Source organism: Polaromonas sp. YR568 (assembly GCF_943372955.1).
Taxonomy (GTDB): Bacteria; Pseudomonadota; Gammaproteobacteria; order Burkholderiales; family Burkholderiaceae_C; genus Polaromonas.
Genome location: NZ_CALSAL010000001.1, coordinates 213,926 through 233,607, shown reverse-complemented (window position 1 = coordinate 233,607; position 19,682 = coordinate 213,926). Strand labels below are relative to the sequence as shown.

The following is a 19,682-nucleotide window of genomic DNA, read 5'->3' as shown; positions in this document are numbered from 1 at the left end:
TATCCAGCAAGAACTGACAGCCAACCTGCTCAAACCAGCAGCGAGCCTGTCGCCCAAGTTTTTTTACGATGCACTCGGCTCCAAGCTGTTTGAAGCGATCACGTTGCTGGACGAGTACTACCCCACCCGCACCGAAGCGGCGATTTTCGAAGCCTCACGCGCGGACATGGCACAAGCGCTGGTGGACGCTGGCATCCGCAGCCCCTGCCTGATTGATCTGGGCGCCGGCAACTGCGCCAAGGCCGCCAGCCTGATGCCGGCGCTGCAGCCGCGGCAGTATGTGCCAGTCGATATTTCGGTCGAGTTCATGCGCGATGCCGCAGCGCAGGTGCAGAACAGCTTTCCGGCGCTCGACATCGTGGGCGTCGGCATGGATTTTTCTTCGGGCCTGCAGCTGCCTGCCGAAGTGCAGCCGCATGACCGGGTGTTTTTCTACCCCGGCTCCAGCCTAGGCAATTTCCATCCCGACGAGGCAAGGGGTTTTCTGCAGCACATCGCCGACCCGGCCGAGGGGCATGCGCGTGGCCTGCTGCTGGGGATTGATCTGGTCAAGGACAGCGCCACGCTGGAAGCCGCCTACGCCGATGCGCTGGGCGTGACCGCCGCCTTCAACAAAAACCTGCTGCTGAATGTGAACCGACTGCTGGGCTCGGACTTCTCGGTCAGCCAGTGGCAGCACGTGGCGTTTTTCGACCGGGCGCTGTCACGCATCGAGATGCATCTGGAGGCCCGCATGGACCTGCAGGTGAGCTGGCCAGGCCAGCAGCGGCGCTTCCGCGCGGGGGAGCGCATTCACACCGAATGCTCGTACAAATACACGCTGGACGGCATGCAGGCGCTGTTGCACCAGGCCGGTTTTTCGCAGGTGCGGCACTGGACCGACCCGAAGCAATGGTTCGCTGTGTTCTGGGCTACCGTCTAAAAAGGAAGAAGGCGGCTCACCCGCATCACTACACGCATCAAACCCGTTCAGCCACCCAAGGCTGAACCGACTTCAGGGCCTCGCCCAGCTTGGTCGCATCGGTACCGCCAGCCATCGCCATGTCGGCCTTGCCGCCGCCCTTGCCGCCCACCTGCTGGGCCACAAAGTTGACGAGTTCGCCCGCCTTGACCTTGCCCACGCTGTCAGCCGTGACGCCGGCAGCGATCTGGACCTTGTCGCCATCGACCGCAGCAAGCACGATCACGGCGGTCTTGAGCTTGTCTTTGAGCTTGTCCATGGTGTCGCGCAGGGTCTTGGCGTCAGCGCCTTCAAGACGAGCCGCGAGCACCTTGAGACCCTTGACATCGATGGCCTGGGCCATCAGCTCGTCGCCCTGCGACGATGCCAGCTTGCCCTTGAGCGCCGCGATTTCCTTCTCCAGCGCCTTGACCTGATCCAGCACCTGCGTGATGCGGCTCTGCAATTCGGCCGGGTTGGCTTTCAGCGAGCCGGCAGCCGCCTCCACCGTGGATTCGAGCGACTGCAGATAGGCCAGCGCGTTGGCACCTGTCACTGCCTCGACGCGACGCACACCGGCCGCCACGCCGCTTTCAGCGACGATCTTGAAGAGGCCGATGTCACCGGTGCGGCCCACGTGCGTGCCGCCGCACAGCTCCTTGCTGGAGCCGATGCTGAGCACACGCACTTCATCGCCGTATTTCTCGCCGAACAGCATCATGGCGCCCGACTTCTGTGCCGATTCCATGTCCATCACGCTCGCGTCGGTGGCAGCGTTGGCCAGAATCTCGGCATTCACCAGGGCTTCAATGCGGCGGATCTCGTCGTCGGTGACTGGGGCGTTGTGTGCAAAGTCAAACCGCGTGCGGTCGGCGTTCACCAGCGAGCCCTTTTGCTGCACGTGGCTGCCCAGCACTTCGCGCAGGGCCTTGTGCATCAGGTGCGTGGCGCTGTGGTTGCGCACCGTGGCTGCGCGCACGGCGGTGTTGACCTGCGCCATCACCTGATCGCCCACCTTCAGCGTGCCGTAGCTCACCATGCCGTGGTGGCCAAACACATCGGACTTGATCTTCTGGGTGTCCTGCACTTCAAATTGCGCGTCTTTGGTGGTCTCACCCGCCACCAGACGGCCCTGGTCGCCCACCTGACCGCCGCTTTCGGCATAAAACGGTGTGGTGCTGAGCACCACCACGCCGCTCTGCCCTGCATTCAGTGCCTGCACCGCCACGCCGTCGGCATAGAGCGCGACCACTTTGGCAGCTTCCTCCAGCAGGTCGTAACCAGTGAAGGCATGGCCTGAGCCGGCGTACTCCAGCGCGCGGTCCATCTTGAATTTGCCAGCAGCGCGGGCCTGGTTCTTCTGCTTTTCCATCGCGGCGTTGAAGCCAGCCTCGTCCACATCCACACCGCGCTCACGGCAGACATCGGCTGACAAATCCAGCGGGAAGCCATAGGTGTCGTGCAGCTTGAAGGCCACGTCGCCCGGCAGCACCTTGGCGCCACCAGCCAGCGCCGTGTCAAGGATGGTCATGCCGATTTCCAGCGTCTCGAAGAAGCGCTCTTCCTCGGCTTTCAGCACCGCCGTGATGCGCTGCTGCTCGTCCCTGAGTTTGGGGTAGGCGTCGCCCATCAGGCGGACCAGATCGGCCACCAGCTTATGGAAAAACGGCGTCTTCTTGCCCAGCTTGTAGCCATGGCGAATCGCGCGGCGCACGATGCGGCGCTGCACATAGCCGCGGCCTTCGTTGGAGGGGTTCACGCCGTCGCTCACCAAAAAGGCGGTGGCGCGGATGTGGTCGGCAATCACGCGCAGCGACTTGTTGCTGAGGTCCTGCTCACCGGTTTCACGGGAAGCGGCCTTGATCAGCTGGTCAAAGATGTCGATCTCGTAGTTGCTGTGGACATGCTGCAGGATGGCGGCCAGACGCTCCAGGCCCATGCCGGTGTCGACGCAGGGCGCCGGCAGCTTCTTCACGCTGCCATCGGGCTGCATGTCGAACTGCATGAACACATGGTTCCAGATTTCGATGTAGCGGTCGCCGTCGGCCTCGGGGCTGCCCGGAGGGCCGCCAGCAATGTGCGGGCCGTGGTCGTAGAAGATTTCCGAGCAGGGGCCGCAAGGGCCGGTGTCGGCCATCATCCAGAAGTTGTCGCTGGCGTACTTGGCGCCCTTGTTGTCGCCAATGCGCACCACGCGCTCGGGCGGCAGGCCAATTTCCTTGGTCCAGATGTCATAGGCCTCGTCGTCGTCGATGTAGACGGTGGCCCAGAGCTTTTCCTTGGGCAGCTTGTAGACCTCGGTCAGCAGCTCCCAGCCCCACTTGAGCGAGTCGCGCTTGAAGTAGTCGCCGAACGACCAGTTGCCCAGCATCTCGAAGAAGGTGTGGTGGCGCGCGGTGTAGCCCACGTTTTCCAGATCGTTGTGCTTGCCGCCGGCGCGCAGACAGGCCTGCACGGATGCCGCACGCACGTAGGAGCGCTTGTCGGTGCCAAGGAACACGTCCTTGAACTGCACCATGCCGGAGTTGGTGAACATCAGCGTCGGGTCGTTGCCCGGTACCAGTGAGCTGGACGCGACCACCGTGTGGCCCTTGGACGCGAAGAAGTCCAGAAAGGTCTTGCGGATGTCTGCAACGGTGAAGCTGGCGGGAGTCGTTGGGCTCATGGTGTGCTGGTTGGGGCTGCGAACACTCCCGCAGGCCAGCACAAGGCTGCCGGCAAGGGCGTTCAGATCGGTACGGGGGAGACCACGCACCGTTGCCGGTGCTTTGCGCAGTCTGGAGTGGAGATTATAAGTTTGCAGGGCATTGCCGCAGACCGCTCGGTCCGCCACCGGCGCTGTTGGCGTTGGTTGGGGCACAGGCAGCCCCGCGCCAGCAACCCTCGACACAAATTCCCCGGACGCGCTATGCTGTACGGCTGTGCGTTCTGCGCCCCTCCCGGAGCCAGCCACGCCCCACGCCCCACGCCCAACAACGCCAAAACACCCACGCAAAGAGACAACCATGGACATGAAGACCTCCCCCATTTCCCTGCTGAAAGACCCCAGCCTGCTCAAGACCGACGCCCTGATCAACGGCCAGTGGGTCGCCGGCAGTGCCCGCTTTGACGTGAACGACCCCTCCAATGGCCGCAAGCTGGCCGACGTGGCCAATCTGGGCCCTCTAGATGCCGAGGCAGCCATCGCCGCCGCTAACGCCGCATGGCCCGCATGGCGCAACAAGACCGGCAAGGAGCGCCACGCGCTGCTGATGAAGTGGTTCCACCTGCTGATGGCCAACCAGGAGGACCTGGGCCGCATCATGACCGCCGAGCAGGGCAAACCGTTCGCCGAGGCCAAGGGCGAAGTCGCCTACGGTGCGAGTTTTGTCGAATGGTTTGCCGAAGAAGCCAAGCGCGTGAACGGCGAAACCCTGCCCCAGTTCGACAACAGCCGCCGCCTGATGGTCATCAAGCAGCCGATTGGTGTGTGCGCCGCCATCACGCCCTGGAACTTCCCGCTGGCGATGATCACCCGCAAGGTGGCGCCCGCGCTGGCTGCCGGCTGCCCGGTGGTCATCAAGCCCGCTGAACTCACACCCCTCACGGCCCTGGCTGCCGCCGAGCTGGCCGTGCGTGCCGGCATTCCTGCCGGCGTGCTGAATGTGCTGACGGCCGACTCGGCCAATTCCATCGCGATTGGCAAGGTGTTCTGCGCCAGCGACACGGTGCGCCACATCAGTTTCACCGGCTCCACCGAAGTGGGCCGCATCCTGATGGCGCAGAGCGCGCCGTCCGTGAAGAAGCTTTCTCTGGAACTGGGTGGCAACGCGCCCTTCATCGTGTTCGACGACGCCGATGTGGACTCGGCCGTCGAGGGCGCGATGGCCAGCAAATACCGCAACGCTGGCCAGACGTGCGTCTGCGCCAACCGCATCTATGTGCAGGACGGCGTGTACGACGAGTTCGTGCAGAAGTTCGCCTCCAAGGTCAAGACGCTGAAAGTCGGCAACGGCTTTGAAGAAGGCGTGGTGCAGGGCCCGCTGATCGAGGACGCCGCAGTCGACAAGGTGCAGCGCCATGTGGCTGACGCAATTGCCAAGGGCGGCAAGCTGCTGGTGGGTGGCCACAAGCTGGAAGGCCAGTTCTTTGAACCGACGGTGATTTCCGAAGCCACGGGCGACATGCTGTGCGCGAAGGAAGAAACCTTTGGCCCCTTCGCACCGGTGTTCCGCTTCAAGGCCGAGCAGGAAGCCGTCGACGCTGCCAACAACACCGAGTTTGGCCTCGCCAGCTACTTCTACAGCCGCGACATCGGCCGTATCTACCGCATTGCAGAAGCGCTGGAATACGGCATGGTCGGCATCAACGTCGGCGTGATCGCCACCGAGCACGTGCCCTTCGGCGGCGTGAAGCAGTCAGGCCTGGGCCGCGAAGGCTCCAGCCACGGCATGGAAGAGTACGTGGAGATGAAGTACCTGTGCCTAGGTGATATCAACAAGTAAGACTTGCGGGTACGCGACGGGTTGGCGACGCTGATCCTTGCCAGGATCAGCGCGATAGAATTCAGCCAGTGCGGGTGTAGTTCAATGGCAGAACGGCAGCTTCCCAAGCTTCATACGAGGGTTCGATTCCCTTCACCCGCTCCAAACCCGTTCTCTAGCCGCTCCATCGCTCCAAGCCCCTCCCGCAGACCTCTCAATCCACCGCCGGTACCGTGGCCAGTGTGAAATAGAACTGCGCGCCGCCACCCGTGGTGGCATCTGCCCATACCCTTCCGCCATGCCGGGCCACGATGCGGTGAACGGTGGCCAGCCCGACACCGGTACCAGAAAAATCCGCAGGTGAATGCAGCCGCTGAAATGTGCCGAACAGCTTGTCGGCGTAGACCATGTCGAAACCGGCGCCGTTGTCCTTGACGTGGTACACGGTCTGGCCATCGGCGCCCTGCGCACTGCCCACGTCTATGCGTGCGTGTGGCTGGCGGGCCGTGAACTTCCATGCGTTGCCAACCAGGTTCTGCATCACAACCGACAGCAGCAAGGGATCGCCATGGGCCACCAAGCCCGGCTGGATATGAACCTCGACCTGCCGGCCGGGCTCGCGCTCCCGGCAGTCGCGGATGGCCAGTTCGGCCAGCGCCGACACATCCACGGCTTCAAACCGCAGACGGTCACGCGACACCTTGGCCAGCAACAGCAGGCCTTCAATCAATGAGCCCATCTGCTGCGCGCCAGCCTTGATGCGGGTGAGGTAGTGGCGCGACTTGTCGTCCAGCTGCTCGCCGGCAGCGCGCTCCAGCAATTGACTGAAGCCGTCAATCGTGTTCAGCGGCGAACGCAGGTCATGTGAGACCGAATAGGAAAAGGCCTCCAGTTCGGCGTTGGCCGCCTCCAGCTCGGCGGTGCGCCTGCGCACCCGGTCTTCCAGGCTGGCATTGAGCAACAGAATGTTCTGCTGTGCCAGCTTGCGCTCGGTGATGTCCTGATAGGCCCCCTGCACGCGGCTGATGTGGCCGTCGTCATTGCGCAAGGCCTGGGCCACCACGCGCACCCACAGCCGCTTGCCTGCGGTGGTGATGATTTCCAGCTCCTCGTCAATCGGCAGACCCAGAGTGATGCAGCGGTTGAAGGCGGCCTGCATGTGCGCCTGCCAGGGCGGCGCGAAACAGGCCAGTGCGTCATCCAGATAGGGGCGACTGCCGAACGGCACCCCATGCAGCGCGCACACTTCGTCTGACCACAACAGCTAGCGTGTCTTCAGATCAAGCGACCAGCCGCCCAGGTGTGCGGTGCGGCCGGCAATGGCGAGCAGCGCCTCGCTCTGGCGCAGCCGGTCTTCTGTTTCGCGGCGCTTGGTGATGTCCTCGGTCACTGCAATCACCCGTGACGGCGTGCCATCGGCGCCGCGCACCATTGACACCGTGGAGCGGACCCAGACGGTATCTCCGCCCTTCTTCAGGTAACGCTTTTCCTCGGTGAACGACTCCAGCTCGCCGCGCAGCAGGCGCTCGCGCAGCGCGGTGTAGCGGCTGCGGTCGTCGGGATGGGTCAGCTCGCGCGTGTCCATGGCCCGCAATTCGGCTTCAGAGTACCCGACGGTGGCGTAGTACGCGGGGTTGGCCATCACCAGCCGGCCATCCGGGGTGTTCATCACGATACCTGCTGCGGTGGTGCCAAACACCAGCTGCACCATCTCCTGGCTGTCCTTGAGCTGCTGTTCTATTTCTGCACGGCGCTGAATCTCCTGCTGAAGCGCCCGCGTCCGTTCCCGCACGCGGCTGCGGATCTGCAGGTTCCAGAGCAACACCAGCGCCAGTATCAGCAACACGCCAACCGACCCGCCGATCACCCACCGGACCATCAGTGCCCGCGCCTCGGATTCCGGCTGGTACATGAAGTCGGACAGCGAATGGTCTTTTTTCACCATGCCCAGATCAGCCAGTGTGCGGCCGATGGCCTCCAGGCGGCCGGCATTCAAATGGCCGATCTCCACCACGTCGGGCAGGACATAAGGGCGCATGTCGGCTGCCTCCTGCAGCAGCTTGTCGCGCGTCACGCCGCGCTGCACGACGCCGGGCATGGTCAGTATGGCGTCGACCAGTTCCTGCTCGTTGGCGAAGGCGTACTCCCAGCCTCTGCGTGTGGCGCGCAGAAAGGCAGCGGTCTCTGCCCGGTTGTCCTCCAGCACCGCTTCTGTCGTGAAGATGAGGTCGCCATAGAAATCAACGCCGTAGTCCACGCTGCGCATGATGCTCGGTACCACGCCGCGCTCGCGCATCCACGCCGGCTCCACGGTGGCATAGGCCGACACGGCATCCACCCGGCCATCGACCAGGTCCTGCAGATTCCAGGTCTGCGGCAGGATGTTGACGCGCGCGGGATCAATGCCCTCCCGCTGCAGCATGGCGCGCAGCTGGATGCCGCCCTGGTCGTTCGACAGCATCACGCGGGCGCCTACCAGATCGCTGGGTGAGCGGATGTTGCGGTCCTGCCGGCTCATGATGACGTAGGGCGAATGCTGGAAGATGGCCGCCAGCGCCACCAGCGGCTCGCCGTTGATGCGCTGAATCAGCAGGTCCGAATCGCCAATGCCGAAGTGCGCCCGGCCTTGTGTGACCATGGCAAGGGCCGATTTGTCGGCGCCGCCTTCGAGAAGGGTGACATCAAGCCCCTCTTCGCGGTAAAAGCCCTTGTTCAGCGCCGCGTAATAGCCAGCGAACTGGAACTGGTGGTACCACTTGAGCTGCAGCGTTACGGCTTTGGGCTCTGCAGGGAAGTTGCGGCCGGCCGCCACTGCGGCACCGCTACCGGAAACAAACAAAACCAGTACCAGGCAAACGAGAGCAGGCCATCCAGCAAGGACCAGCGACCACCTCGTTGCACGGGAAAAGCGGTACATGAGTTTTTCAGCATAGCACGCAGGTCCCGCCAGAGGGCACAGCGCAGCGAAGCGGCCCGGTACCCGCCGATCAGCGCAACACGATGATGAAAATGCCCACCAGGGTGAGCCCGCAACCGGCTACGGTGGCGCGTGTCACGCCATCGCGGCTCTTGAGAAGGAAATAACTCAGCGGGAACACCAGCAGCGGCGTGCACAGCGTCACCAGTGTGGCAATCGACAGTGGAATGAAGCGCATCGCGCCGATGGTGCAGATCTGCCCCGAGATCGTGCAGACGCCAATCAGCGCATAGAGCCATACGCCGCGCCGGTCGGCTTGTCGGAGGCTGATCCACAGCGCCGACTTGGCCGGCATGAACAGCAGGTGCATTGCCAGCCCGAACCCCGCACCGATCAAGCCGCCCAAAATGGGCTCGTTCCACTCGCGCACTGCCGAGCCACGCAGCACATTGCCAATCGCGTAGGCCAGCGAGCTGGCCAGCCCGAGCAGCAATACCGACTTCAGTAACCGCTGGTGCAATGTGAGGGGGGGCGTGGCGCTGTCCGCCTTGACGGGAACCACCAGCCCGGCCGGTTCAGCGGGGGCGACACTGCCGTTGCCGCAAGCACCCGGCTTGTAACTCACCAGGATCAACCCACCCACCGTGAGCACCATGCCCATCGCCACCGGCAGCGTCAGCCGCTCACCCAGCAGTACGAGGGCCATCGCGGCGGTAAACAGCGGGCTGCTGACCTGAAAAACGCTCGCCTTGGCCGGCCCGAAGCGCACCACCGATTCATAAAAGAACCAGCGCCCCAGATAGGTCGAGAAAACCCCTGCAACTGCAAACAACCAGAATGACCGGGTGTTCCATGTGACCGGCTGATCGCTCAGCACGCCCTGCACCGCAAAAGCCAGGCCCGAGAACACCACATTGGTCAGTGTGGCAATCACAAAGCCCAGCGCCAGCGGAATCCGGTTGGAGGCCAGCCGCGTGACCAGAATCGCCGTGGTGAAAAACAGCAGGGCACCGCCCGACAGCAGATACCCCGGCAAGGCTTGGGACATCAGATCTTGAACGCTTCCATCGCCTCGGGCGCGAACAGTTCGCCCGGTGTCAGCAGACGTTTGGAGAGCCCCTGCTCATGGTGGTAGCGCAGAAAAGTCTGCAGCGTGGCCACGTTCTTCTCGTAGCCGTAGGGCCAGAAGTCCTCACCCATTTCGCGGCGCACCTGCTCGACGTGCGAGGTCAGCCAGGGCAACATGGTCTTGAGTGCCGCCGTCTCGTACAGGTCTTCATAGGTGCGGCGCTGCGACTGCTCCAGCGCCTTCATCAGCGAGCGGGCCACCCAGCGGTTGGCTTCATACACATCACGGCGAATGGCCACGGTGTGCATGATGGGGAAAATACCGGTTTCCTTGAAGTAGTTGCGCTCAATCTGTTCGTAGTCTTCGAACAGGCGCTTGACCTTGCCGCCGCCCTTGAGAAAGCTCGACGGCATGCGCGCGGTGTACAGCGCGTCAATCTCGCCATCCAGCAGCATCTGCGCCAGCGTCTGCTCGGGGCCGATCTGCTCCACCTTGATGTTGGGTGGCAGGTTGAGCTTGATTTTCTCGGAGCGGCCGGGCTCTTCCTCGCCACCGGTGACATAGGTCACGCTGTCCACCGGCACGCCATAGTGGTCAGACAAAATGCCGCGAATCCACACCGGCGCGGTCATCTGGTATTCCGGATTACCCACGCGCTTGCCAATCAGGTCTTTGGCTTCACGGATGCCCGAGTTGGCGTTCACGTAGATGCACGAGTGCCGGAAAAAGCGCGACGGAAACACCGGAATCGCCACAAACGGGCGCGCCTCGTTGAACATCGATACGGAGTACGACGACAGCGACATCTCCGCCACGTCGAACTCCTTGTGCCGCAGCATGCGGAAGAAGGTTTCTTCCACCGGCATGTTGAGGTAGTTGAGGTCGATGCCGTCGGGCTGCACGCTGCCGTCCATCAGGGCGCGTGTGCGGTCGTAGTTCCAGCAGCCGAAAGTGAGTTTGAGTTTGGACATGAAGTTCAGGGGTCAGAAAGAAAACCCGGGTCACCCGCCTGCAGGCGCCCGGGTTTGTGGAGCCGCCGGAGAGCCGAAGCCTCTGGCGACAGGGGTCGGGTCTCTTATTCGGGCTTGATTCCTGCCGCCACAATGGCTTTGGCCAGGCGCTCGTTCTCGCCAAGAATGGCCTTGTTGTAGTCGGCCGGACTGCTGCCGATGGGCTCGATGCCGGCATTGTTCAAAGTCTGAATGACCTCGGGCATCTTCGCAATCAGCGCCATTTCGGCGCTGATTCGGTCGATGACGCTGGCGGGTGTTCCGGTGGCGGCAAGCACACCCACGAGGGGTGCGAAGTCAAAGCCTGGCAACACTTCGGCAATCGTCGGTACATTGGGTTCCTGCTGTGAGCGCTGAGCCGAATTGTTGGCCACCAGTCTGACCTGACCCGTTTTCACAAATCCGACAAGCGAAGGCAGAGCTGACCACAGCATCTCGACCTGGCCGCCAATGAGTGCGGGTACCGACTGGCCGGTGCCCTTGAAAGGCACATGGGTGATTTGCAGGCCCAGGGTAGCCTTGAGCGCTTCCATGGTCAGGTGGTGGGTGCTGCCGATGCCGGACGAGCCGTAGTTGAGGGTGCCGGGTTTGGACCTGGCAAGCGCGACGAGTTCCTGGAAATTGTTGACGGGTACTTTTGGATTGACTGCCAGGTACAGCGGCGCGCGGGCAGCGAGCGACACCGGCATGAAGTCGCGCTTGTAGTCATAGCCCAGGTTGCGGTAGATCGCGGGGTTGATGGAGAACATGGAGCCATCGGTCACCAGAAAGGTGTAGCCGTCTTTTGGCGAGGTGGCCAGCACCTGCGCGGCCACCACGCCGTTGGCGCCGGGCCGGTTGTCGACCACCACCGATTGACCCAGCTTGTCGCCCAGTCGCTGCGCAAAAATCCGGGCCACGGTATCGGGCAAGCCGCCCGGCGAATACGGCACCACAAACTTGATGGGCTTGTTGGGATAGGCGCCCTGCGCCTGGGCCATCAGCGGTGTGGCCAGTGCGCTGGCAGCCAGCAGGCTGGTCATCAGGATTTTTCTGCGAAGGATTCTGTGAAGCATCATGTCTTGTCTCCGGTCAGTTATTGGAATGAATAAAGTTGCAGCGTAGGAAAGAAACAGGATTCGGGGAAGGGGTCAAGCCCTTAGGGGAAAGCCATTGTGGAAAGCGCTGGTCACGCGGTAGCGGTTGTCGCGTTACCCGTGCTTTCAGGTGTCGAATACGACGGCTCCAGCGCCGGCTGCTTTGAATCCCACACATAGGTCGCCTGGTGCGCACGCCAGTCGGTCGTCTTCGGCACGATGGCCTGGTAGGCACACACGTCAGACGGAATGCGCAGGTCGCCAGTGCCAATCGCCGGGCCGCCGGCCTGGAAAGCCCTTACCGCCTCGAGCATCTGCTTGCGGAACTCCACCACCGCCTGATCGCTGGCGCCCAGACGCTCATGGGTGCGGTCGGCAATCGGGCCCATGGTGACCCACATCGCGATGTCCTGGTTTGGAAAGCCGGTGATGCCGGTGAAGTTACCGGCCTTCATCGCTTCGCGGTCCTGCCAGAAATGGTTGTCGCGGTTGCGCAGGGGCTGGTATTTGTCGTCCAGATCGACGCCGACCTCCTGACCGAGAAACTTGCGCCAGCTGGCGGTGTCCGGCGTCTGGGAAGGGTGGCCCCAGGCCATGAAGTAGAACGCGGTGTGGGTGTCGTCCACCGGCACATTGATGTTGGCCACGTTGTACAGGTTGTTCGGCGGAATCAACGCGGTGGCTGGCGCCACGAACACCGTGGAGCGGATGTAGTCGTTAGCCGCCGCGTTCTTGATGGGGCGGCGTATCGCGGCGTAGCGAAAGCCATAGCTGCCCCGTTCCACCTGCATGCGCGGCGCCTTGTCGGTAGAGGGGCGCAGCCAGTTGGTCTCGGTCGCCTCGGCGCCATCGACGCGTGCCGGCACCATGTCGGACGAATGCAGGCTGGAGCTGTGCGCCGAGTCGATGGCGCCTTCCAGAATCTGCGCCCAGTTGCAGGGGATGATGGCCTTGGCAATCGTTACCCGCGTTTCGGCGGTTGGCGCCCAGGCCGGCGGCACAAACTCCGGCTTGGTCTCAGGCGGGCCCATGTAGGCCCACACAAAACCGCCCCACTCGTGCGTCGGATAAGCGAGGTGCTTGACCTTCTGCGCCATGCCGCTGGCAGCGGGCTCGGAGACCATCTCCAGCACGTTGCCCTGCACGTCCATCTTCCAGCCGTGGTACAGACAACGCAGGCCGCAGTCTTCATTGCGGCCAAACACCAGCGAGACGCGGCGGTGCGGGCAGTATTCATCCATCACACCCACACGACCCTTGGTGTCGCGGAACACCACCAGGTCTTCGCCAAATACGCGGGCCTTGATCGGCGCGCCGTCAGGCTCGCTGACTTCTTCAATCAGGCAGACAGGCGTCCAGTGGCGGCGCATCAGCTGGCCCATCGGGGCCTGGCCCTCCACGCGGCAAAGCAAATCGTTTTCTTCAGCGGTCAACATACGGAGATTCCTTCAACGGCCCGGCACCGCTTTACAGCGCGGCGCGGGCTGGCACATCGGCCAGTTCATCAAAATACAGCTTGCAAAACCAGAATGGTCATATTATTCTTAGTCAACTAAGATTATTCACCATTTTGACTTTTGTCAAGAAAATTCATGGAGACAACGATGAGCGTTAACCCGCAGGCAGGCGCCGCCGACGCTGGTGGGGACTCGGGCGAGGCGGATTTCCTCCGCCTCACAGTCACCCACAAGCGTGCCGTGGCCGACGGCATCTATCTGTTTGAGCTGTGCGACCCCGATGGGCGCACGCTGCCGCCCTTCACGGCCGGATCTCACCTCACCGTGCAGGTGCCGAGCGGCGTGCGTCGCAATTACTCGCTCTGCAGCAGTCCGCTGGACACGCAGCGCTACCAGATCGCCGTCAAGCGCGATGCCAAAGGCCGGGGCGGCTCCATCAGCATGGCCGACGACGTACAGGAAGGGCAGACACTGCTGGTCAGCCCGCCGCGCAACAACTTCGAGCTCGACGAGCGTGCCCCCTCGGCCATCTTCATCGCAGGCGGCATCGGCATCACGCCCATCCTGTCGATGATGCGGGCACTGAAGGCCGCGGGGCGCAACGACTTCAAGCTCTACTATTGCACGCGGGATGCAGCAGGCACCGCATTCATGGACGAGATCGCTGCCGAGTTTCCCGGTCAGGCCCAGATCCACCATGACCATGGCGACATCAACCAGGCGCTGGACCTGTGGGACGTGTTTGAAAAGCCCAGCGGCGCCCATGTGTACTGCTGCGGCCCGCAAGGCCTGATGGACAGCGTGGCCGACATGTCGGGCCACTGGCCCTCAGGCACGGTGCACTTTGAAAGCTTTGGTGTGGACGCCAAGGCCTTTGCGGCCAATACCCCGTTCACGGTTCGTCTGGCACGCAGCGGCGGCGTGGTGCAGGTCAGCGCCGAGCAAACCTTGCTGGAGGCGCTGCGCGGCCAGGGCGTGCACGTGACGAGTTCCTGCGAAAGCGGCACCTGCGGCTCCTGCAAAACACGCCTGCTCAGCGGCGACGTGGAGCACCGCGACATGGTGCTGACCGATGAAGAAAAGGCCAGCTGCATCATGGTCTGTGTGTCACGGGCACGCCCTGAAGCGTCGGCTGAACTGGTGCTGGACCTGTGACAACCCGCGTACTCAGGCTGGGTGTGGTCGGTCTGGGCCGCGCCTTCACGCTGATGCTGCCGACCTTCCAGCAGGATACGAGGGTGAAGCTGGTCGCCGCAACAGACCCGCTGGCAGATGCCCGTGCACAGTTCGAAAAAGACTTTGGCGCACCCGCCTACCCCACCATTGAAGCGCTGTGCGCCGACAAGTCAGTGGAGGCGCTCTACATCGCTTCGCCGCACCAGTTCCATGCCGATCATGTGTGCATGGCCGCAGCGGCAGGCAAGCATGTGATGGTCGAAAAACCGATGGCCCTCACGCTCGATGAATGCACCTGCATGATCGAGGCCACCCGCCGCGCTGGCGTGCACCTGATCGTCGGCCACAGCCACAGCTTTAACACCCCGATTCGCCGCACCCGCGAGCTCATCGAGAGCGGTGTGTACGGCCCGGTGCGCATGATTCACGCGCTGAACTACACCGACTTCCTCTACCGGCCGCGTCGGCCAGAGGAACTGGACACCGCCGCTGGCGGCGGCGTGATTCACAGCCAGGCCACGCACCAGATCGACATCCTGCGGCTGCTCGGCGGCGGGCTGGTGACCAGCGTGCGAGCCCACACCGGCCGCTGGGATGCCAAACGGCCCACCGAAGGCGCCTACAGCGCACTGCTGGGTTTCGAGGGCGGCGCCTTTGCGTCGGCCACTTACAGCGGCTACGGCCACTACGATTCCGATGAGCTGCTGGACCATATTGGCGAGATGGGCCAGACCAAGACCGCCAGCGACTACGGCGCAGCCCGCAGGCGCCTTGCCGCGACGGCCAATCCGGCGGAAGAATCTCGCCTGAAGGCCGCGCGCAACTACGGCGGCAGCCTCTACACGCCGGCCAATCCCGCTCCCGGCATGCCACCGGGCACGTTAGCCCACCAGCACTTCGGGCACCTGGTCGTCAGCTGCGACACCGCCGATCTGCGCCCCACGCCGCAAGGCATAGCCATCTACACCGACAGCGAGAGGCGGTTTGAGGCCCTCCCCCCGCCCGCCATCGCGCGCCAGGAAGTGATTGACGAGCTCTACAACAGCGTCGTGAACGGCCGGGCAGCGGTTCACAGCGGCGAGTGGGCCCGCGCCACCACGGCGGTGTGCCTGGCGATGCTGGAGTCGGCGGAGAGCAGCCGCGACGTGGTGCCAGCGTTCCAGATCGCCTGCGCCGCATCGGATAATGCCGCCTCATGACGCACGACACGCAAAACATCCTTCACCACTGGCGCGAGGCCGTTCCGAATGATCGTCTCGCCCACCTGATCCGCGACGCGGCCCGCGCCTTTCACCGCGCGCTGCAGGTGCGGCTGGCGCAGCACGGCGTGCCCTTTGGTCACTGGACTTTTCTTCGCATCCTGTGGGAGTCTGACGGTCTGACGCAAAAAGAGTTAAGCGAACGCGCCGGCGTGATGGAGCCCACCACTTTCTCGGCCATGAAGGCCATGGAGGCACTGGGCTACATCGAGCGGCGGCAGCTGCCCACCAACAAGAAGAACATGTATGTGCACCTGACGGCCCAGGGCCGGGCACTGAAGAAACTGCTGGTGCCTCTGGCCGAGGAAACCAACAACGTCAGCATCGAAGGCATTTCAGGTGATGAGCTCAAGACCACGCGGCGCGTGCTGCTGGCCATGATTGAAAACCTCGCGAAAGATGAGCTGCTGCAAACGCCGACCGCCAGCGCACGCAAGCCATCAACCAAGCCGCTCGCTCGCGCCGCCATGGCATACCGGAGCACCGTTACGGCGGACAGCAAGCGCGACAAGAAATCTGCTGCCTGAAGCTGCTGCCTGACCCCACCGCCTGAACCCGCGCCGCTACTGCAGAAACAGCTTTTCCCGCCACTGTTCGCGGGTATAGTTCCGGCATGACTTCGCCTCTTTCAAGCCACACCCGATCGACAGCCCTGCTGCCTGATGCTGTGCGCCTGACTGGCGGCTCTGCCTTCACCTCCACCGCTCCCCCACCTGCCGCACCTCCGCGCAACGTGGTCGCTTCCGGCGCTTACCCACCGGCCGCGCACGTTCACGGCTGAGTTCCAGCCGGCTCACTCTCCAGCCCCTTTCGGTTCAGCCACATGGCGCGTCTGCGCCACGTGCGCTCGCTGGAGCTTGTCCTTCTTTTGGCAGGTGATTTTCATGATTTCAAACAAAACGGCCTGGGCCACCTTCGGCCCGACTTCGCTTTTCGTTCTGCTGTGGAGCAGCGGCGCGCTTTTCTCCAAGCTCGGCTTGCAACATGCCAGCCCCTTTGCCTTCCTGAGCTTGCGGTTTGCCCTTGCACTGGCTGTTCTGCTGGCACTCGGACTGGCAACGCGGCGCTACTTGCCGGCACGCGGCACACGGGTGCAGGTCGCACTCACGGGCCTGCTGATGATTGGCAGCTATTCGATCTGCCATTTGCTGGCGCTGGACCACGGGCTCACGCCGGGGGTGCTCGCCACGGTGTTGGGCGTACAGCCCATCCTGACGCTGGCGCTGACGGAGCGGCAGGCCTTTTCAGGCAGACGCCTGACTGGCCTGGGGCTGGCACTGGCCGGCCTGGTCCTAGTGGTCTATGAAAGCATTGCCCGCGCAAACTTCACCGTCATCGGCATGCTGTTTGCGTTTGGCGCACTGGTTTGCGTAACGCTGGGGGCCATCCTGCAAAAGTCCATCCGGCAGGCGCCTCGCGAGGTACTGCCCCTGCAGTTGGGGTGCAGTCTGCTGCTGTGTCTGCTGTTTGCGCCCTTTCAGCCCATGACTGCCGACCTCAGCCTCGATTTCTGGGTGGCGCTGGTGTGGATGGGGGTGGTGATGTCCGTAGTGGCCACGCTGCTGCTTTACCGGCTGATCCACGCGGGCAATCTGGTCAACGTGACCAGTCTGTTCTATCTGGTGCCGGTGGGCACCGCCCTGCTCGACTATGTGGTGCTCGGCAACCGCCTCGCACCGTTGAGCCTCGCGGGCATGCTGACGATCCTGCTGGGGCTGCAGCAGGTTTTCCGAAAAACCACGTAGCAGCACTGCAGCGAATCAGCCGGGCAGCTGCCGAAAAGCAGTTGCCCGGTTGTTGGGTCAGATCAGCTTGACGCCAGTCTTGGCCTGCAGCGCCTCGCGCGTCACGCCGGGTGCCAGCTCAATCACCTTGAGGCCCTCGGGCGTCACGTCCATCACGGCCAGGTCGGTGATGATGCGGTCCACCACGCCGACCCCGGTCAGTGGCAGCGTGCATTTCGGCAGGATTTTCAGGTCCTCGGTGCCGTCCTTCTTCTTGGCCACGTGTTCCATCAGGATGATGACCCGCTTCACGCCCGCCACCAGATCCATCGCGCCGCCCATGCCCTTGACCATCTTGCCCGGAATCATCCAGTTGGCCAGATCGCCCTTCTCACTCACCTGCATCGCGCCGAGGATGGAGAGATTGATCTTGCCGCCGCGGATCATCGCGAAGCTGTCGTGGCTGCCGAAAATCGACGAGCCCTTGATGGTGGTCACCGTCTGCTTGCCGGCGTTGATGAGATCGGCATCGACCTCGTCTTCCGTCGGGAAGGCACCAATGCCCAGCATGCCGTTCTCGCTCTGCAGCCATACCTCGATGTTGCTCGGCACATGGTTGGCCACCAACGTCGGGATGCCAATACCGAGGTTCACGTAGAAGCCGTCCTGCAGTTCCTGCGCCGCACGTGCGGCCATTTGGTCTTGACTCCAGCTCATGGTTAAACCCCCGCCTTTTCAGTGATGGTGCGTTTCTCGATGCGTTTTTCAGGGTTCGGGTTGTGCACGATGCGGTGCACATAAATGCCCGGCAGGTGAATGGCGTCCGGGGCGAGTTCGCCGGTTTCCACCACATGCTCCACCTCGACGATGCAGATCTTGCCGGCCATCGCAGCGGCCGGGTTGAAGTTGCGCGCTGTCAGGCGGAACTGCAGGTTGCCGGACTTGTCGGCCACGTGCGCCTTGACCAGCGACACATCGGGCACCAGCGAGCGCTCCATCACATAGGTTTCTCCGTCGAACTCACGCAGTTCCTTGCCATCGGCCACCTGGGTGCCGACACCCGTCTTGGTGAAGAAGGCCGGAATGCCGGCACCGCCTGCGCGCAGCTTTTCGGCCAGCGTGCCCTGCGGCGTGAAGTCCAGTTCCAGTTCGCCCGCGAGGAACTGGCGCTCGAACTCCTTGTTCTCGCCCACGTAGCTGGAAATCATTTTTTTGATCTGCCGCGTCTCGAGCAGCTTGCCGAGGCCAAAGCCGTCCACACCCGCGTTGTTGGAAATCACGGTGAGGTTCTTGACGCCGCTGTCGCGCAATGCGTCGATCAGTGCCTCGGGAATGCCGCACAGGCCGAAGCCGCCAACAGCCATCAACTGGCCGTCCTTCACGATGCCTTTCAGGGCCTCTGCAGCGGAGGGAAAAATTTTGTTCACAAATGATCTCCTTGGAGTCGTTCAATACCCGGTTCAGTGTCCTGACCACCCGTTACGATACTACCTATCGAGTTACGTAGTTCCCCGTAAAGGTTAGTCCCGTGGAGGTGGATGCCATGAAAGTAGATTACCAGTTGGCTTTTGACCTGGCCCCGGTGGGGCTGGTGCTGTCGCGCAACCGCTCGATTGTGGACTGCAATCAGCATCTTTGCGAGATGTTCGGGGCCACGCGCGAGCAGCTGGCGGGGCAGTCCTTTCTCATCCTCTACCCCAGCGTGGACGAGTACGAACGCATCGGGGCGCGCATGATTCCCATCCTCAACGCCAAGGGTCTTTATTCCGACAACCGCATCATGAAGCGGGTGGACGGCCGCCACAAGGGTGAGCCCTTCTGGTGCCACGTGACGGGCCGTGCCCTCAACCGCAGCGCGCCGCACGAGGCGGGCATCTGGACCTTTGAAGACCTCAGCTCACGCCGCCCGGTCACCGCCGAACTCACCGCGCGCGAACGCGAGGTGGCCGCGCACCTGATGGAGGGCATGACTTCCAAGGAAATCGGCCGCACGCTGGCCATCAGCCACCGCACGGTGGAGATTTACCGCGCCCGGCTGATGCGCAAGTACAAGGCCTCCACCACGGCCGATCTGGTGCATCGGTTGATGGCGGTGTGAGCGCGAACGCGCGGATCGGTAGCGAGGAACTGTCGGACGCCTAGGTTTTCGGGCCGTCAACCACTTCGCTGGCGGTGCGAAAGGCGTCCACCGCCGTCGGCACGCCGCAGTAGACCGCTGCATGCAGAAGCACCTCCTGCAACTCGGCAGGCGTGGCGCCGTTGTTCAACGCGCCGCGCAGATGGCCTTTGAGTTCGTGTTGCTTCCCGAGCGCCGTGAGCATCGCCACGGTGATCAGGCTGCGGGTTTTCAGGTCCAGCCCCGGCCGCTGCCACACGTCACCCCAGGCCTTGGCCGTGATGTGCTCCTGGATGGGACGGGTGAACTCGGTCATCTTGCCAAACGCGTTGGCGACAAACTCCTCGCCCATCACCTGTTTGCGGGTGGCCAGGCCTTTGTCGAATGCGGAATCCATGGGTGCTGTCTCCTGTGATGCTGTGTGTTGGTGTCGACGTTTACGAGTGCAAAGGATAGCGCAGCGCTTCTGCAACCA

At 63.1% G+C, this 19,682-nt stretch carries 18 protein-coding genes and 1 tRNA gene; 9 read left to right on the top strand and 10 right to left on the bottom strand.

The genetic code is table 11. The features are described 5' to 3' along the window. Position 1 precedes the first annotated feature (1 nt). Complete coding sequence (gene egtD, locus AAG793_RS01105) at positions 2–922, top strand: L-histidine N(alpha)-methyltransferase (RefSeq protein ID WP_341905326.1); 921 nt, start codon at positions 2–4, stop codon at positions 920–922. A 37-nt stretch (positions 923–959) separates the two neighbouring features. Here the strand turns inward: egtD and alaS are convergent, their stop codons facing one another. Next, on the bottom strand, positions 960–3,605 hold the full coding sequence (gene alaS / locus AAG793_RS01100) for an alanine--tRNA ligase (protein WP_341902872.1): 2,646 nt from the start codon (positions 3,603–3,605) through the stop codon (positions 960–962). 340 nt (positions 3,606–3,945) lie between these two features. Here alaS and AAG793_RS01095 point away from each other — a divergent pair, with 340 nt between their 5' ends. Together AAG793_RS01095 and AAG793_RS01090 are read left to right on the top strand one after the other, a co-directional pair. Beyond that, positions 3,946–5,424, top strand: a complete 1,479-nt coding sequence (locus tag AAG793_RS01095; RefSeq protein ID WP_341902869.1) for an NAD-dependent succinate-semialdehyde dehydrogenase — start codon at positions 3,946–3,948, stop codon at positions 5,422–5,424. Positions 5,425–5,494: 70 nt separating this feature from the next. After that, a tRNA-Gly gene (locus AAG793_RS01090) sits at positions 5,495–5,568 on the top strand. Between the two features lie 49 nt (positions 5,569–5,617). Here the strand turns inward: AAG793_RS01090 and AAG793_RS01085 are convergent. The 6 genes from AAG793_RS01085 to AAG793_RS01060 form a co-directional block, all read right to left on the bottom strand. Next, entirely contained in the window at positions 5,618–6,664 is a 1,047-nt protein-coding gene (locus tag AAG793_RS01085) for an ATP-binding protein (RefSeq protein ID WP_341902867.1), read from the bottom strand. A 3-nt stretch (positions 6,665–6,667) separates the two neighbouring features. After that, positions 6,668–8,242 carry an ABC transporter substrate-binding protein gene (locus AAG793_RS01080; protein WP_341902865.1) on the bottom strand — a complete coding sequence of 525 codons (1,575 nt, stop codon included), beginning with the start codon at positions 8,240–8,242 and terminating at the stop codon, positions 6,668–6,670. 148 nt (positions 8,243–8,390) lie between these two features. Then, on the bottom strand, positions 8,391–9,368 hold the full coding sequence (locus tag AAG793_RS01075) for a DMT family transporter (RefSeq protein ID WP_341902863.1): 978 nt from the start codon (positions 9,366–9,368) through the stop codon (positions 8,391–8,393). Then, positions 9,368–10,360: an ABC transporter substrate-binding protein gene (locus tag AAG793_RS01070; protein WP_341902860.1), complete on the bottom strand. Its 993-nt coding sequence runs from the start codon at positions 10,358–10,360 to the stop codon at positions 9,368–9,370. The genes AAG793_RS01075 and AAG793_RS01070 overlap by 1 nt, the downstream gene beginning before the upstream one ends. 104 nt (positions 10,361–10,464) lie before the next feature. Continuing rightward, a complete protein-coding gene (locus AAG793_RS01065; protein ID WP_341902858.1) occupies positions 10,465–11,457 on the bottom strand; it encodes a tripartite tricarboxylate transporter substrate binding protein in 993 nt (330 codons plus the stop codon). A 110-nt stretch (positions 11,458–11,567) separates the two neighbouring features. After that, positions 11,568–12,911: a Rieske 2Fe-2S domain-containing protein gene (locus tag AAG793_RS01060; protein WP_341902856.1), complete on the bottom strand. Its 1,344-nt coding sequence runs from the start codon at positions 12,909–12,911 to the stop codon at positions 11,568–11,570. A 168-nt stretch (positions 12,912–13,079) separates the two neighbouring features. Here AAG793_RS01060 and AAG793_RS01055 point away from each other — a divergent pair, with 168 nt between their 5' ends. The 5 genes from AAG793_RS01055 to AAG793_RS01035 all read left to right on the top strand — a co-directional run bounded on the left by AAG793_RS01055 (position 13,080) and on the right by AAG793_RS01035 (position 17,112). Beyond that, entirely contained in the window at positions 13,080–14,087 is a 1,008-nt protein-coding gene (locus tag AAG793_RS01055; protein ID WP_341902853.1) for a PDR/VanB family oxidoreductase, read from the top strand. Continuing rightward, complete coding sequence (locus AAG793_RS01050; protein WP_341902850.1) at positions 14,084–15,307, top strand: Gfo/Idh/MocA family oxidoreductase; 1,224 nt, start codon at positions 14,084–14,086, stop codon at positions 15,305–15,307. The genes AAG793_RS01055 and AAG793_RS01050 overlap by 4 nt, the downstream gene beginning before the upstream one ends. Then, positions 15,304–15,894: a MarR family transcriptional regulator gene (locus AAG793_RS01045; protein ID WP_341902847.1), complete on the top strand. Its 591-nt coding sequence runs from the start codon at positions 15,304–15,306 to the stop codon at positions 15,892–15,894. The genes AAG793_RS01050 and AAG793_RS01045 overlap by 4 nt, the downstream gene beginning before the upstream one ends. 86 nt (positions 15,895–15,980) lie before the next feature. Further along, the gene (locus AAG793_RS01040) at positions 15,981–16,148 is read left to right on the top strand and encodes a hypothetical protein (RefSeq protein WP_341902845.1); all 168 of its coding nucleotides are present in this window, start codon (positions 15,981–15,983) and stop codon (positions 16,146–16,148) included. Between the two features lie 103 nt (positions 16,149–16,251). After that, complete coding sequence (locus AAG793_RS01035; protein ID WP_341902843.1) at positions 16,252–17,112, top strand: DMT family transporter; 861 nt, start codon at positions 16,252–16,254, stop codon at positions 17,110–17,112. A 57-nt stretch (positions 17,113–17,169) separates the two neighbouring features. Here the strand turns inward: AAG793_RS01035 and AAG793_RS01030 are convergent, their stop codons facing one another. After that, positions 17,170–17,808 carry a CoA transferase subunit B gene (locus AAG793_RS01030; protein ID WP_341902841.1) on the bottom strand — a complete coding sequence of 213 codons (639 nt, stop codon included), beginning with the start codon at positions 17,806–17,808 and terminating at the stop codon, positions 17,170–17,172. Positions 17,809–17,810: 2 nt separating this feature from the next. Beyond that, a complete protein-coding gene (locus tag AAG793_RS01025; protein ID WP_341902839.1) occupies positions 17,811–18,518 on the bottom strand; it encodes a CoA transferase subunit A in 708 nt (235 codons plus the stop codon). Positions 18,519–18,634: 116 nt separating this feature from the next. Here AAG793_RS01025 and AAG793_RS01020 point away from each other — a divergent pair, with 116 nt between their 5' ends. After that, on the top strand, positions 18,635–19,189 hold the full coding sequence (locus AAG793_RS01020; RefSeq protein WP_341902836.1) for a PAS and helix-turn-helix domain-containing protein: 555 nt from the start codon (positions 18,635–18,637) through the stop codon (positions 19,187–19,189). A 40-nt stretch (positions 19,190–19,229) separates the two neighbouring features. On the opposite strand, the gene AAG793_RS01015 is transcribed toward AAG793_RS01020, so the two are convergent. Then, a complete protein-coding gene (locus AAG793_RS01015; RefSeq protein WP_341902833.1) occupies positions 19,230–19,604 on the bottom strand; it encodes a carboxymuconolactone decarboxylase family protein in 375 nt (124 codons plus the stop codon). Between the last annotated feature and the right edge of the window lie 78 nt (positions 19,605–19,682).

Excerpts from the sequence above, each read along its gene's own strand:
- alaS (WP_341902872.1), bottom strand. The coding sequence starts at position 3,605 with ATGAGCCCAACGACTCCCGCCAGCTTCACCGTTGCAGACATCCGCAAG.
- AAG793_RS01095 (WP_341902869.1), top strand. The coding sequence starts at position 3,946 with ATGGACATGAAGACCTCCCCCATTTCCCTGCTGAAAGACCCCAGCCTG.
- AAG793_RS01075 (WP_341902863.1), bottom strand. The coding sequence starts at position 9,368 with ATGTCCCAAGCCTTGCCGGGGTATCTGCTGTCGGGCGGTGCCCTGCTG.
- AAG793_RS01070 (WP_341902860.1), bottom strand. The coding sequence starts at position 10,360 with ATGTCCAAACTCAAACTCACTTTCGGCTGCTGGAACTACGACCGCACA.
- AAG793_RS01065 (WP_341902858.1), bottom strand. The coding sequence starts at position 11,457 with ATGATGCTTCACAGAATCCTTCGCAGAAAAATCCTGATGACCAGCCTG.
- AAG793_RS01060 (WP_341902856.1), bottom strand. The coding sequence starts at position 12,911 with ATGTTGACCGCTGAAGAAAACGATTTGCTTTGCCGCGTGGAGGGCCAG.
- AAG793_RS01055 (WP_341902853.1), top strand. The coding sequence starts at position 13,080 with ATGAGCGTTAACCCGCAGGCAGGCGCCGCCGACGCTGGTGGGGACTCG.
- AAG793_RS01045 (WP_341902847.1), top strand. The coding sequence starts at position 15,304 with ATGACGCACGACACGCAAAACATCCTTCACCACTGGCGCGAGGCCGTT.
- AAG793_RS01040 (WP_341902845.1), top strand. The coding sequence starts at position 15,981 with ATGACTTCGCCTCTTTCAAGCCACACCCGATCGACAGCCCTGCTGCCT.
- AAG793_RS01035 (WP_341902843.1), top strand. The coding sequence starts at position 16,252 with ATGATTTCAAACAAAACGGCCTGGGCCACCTTCGGCCCGACTTCGCTT.
- AAG793_RS01030 (WP_341902841.1), bottom strand. The coding sequence starts at position 17,808 with ATGAGCTGGAGTCAAGACCAAATGGCCGCACGTGCGGCGCAGGAACTG.
- AAG793_RS01020 (WP_341902836.1), top strand. The coding sequence starts at position 18,635 with ATGAAAGTAGATTACCAGTTGGCTTTTGACCTGGCCCCGGTGGGGCTG.
- AAG793_RS01015 (WP_341902833.1), bottom strand. The coding sequence starts at position 19,604 with ATGGATTCCGCATTCGACAAAGGCCTGGCCACCCGCAAACAGGTGATG.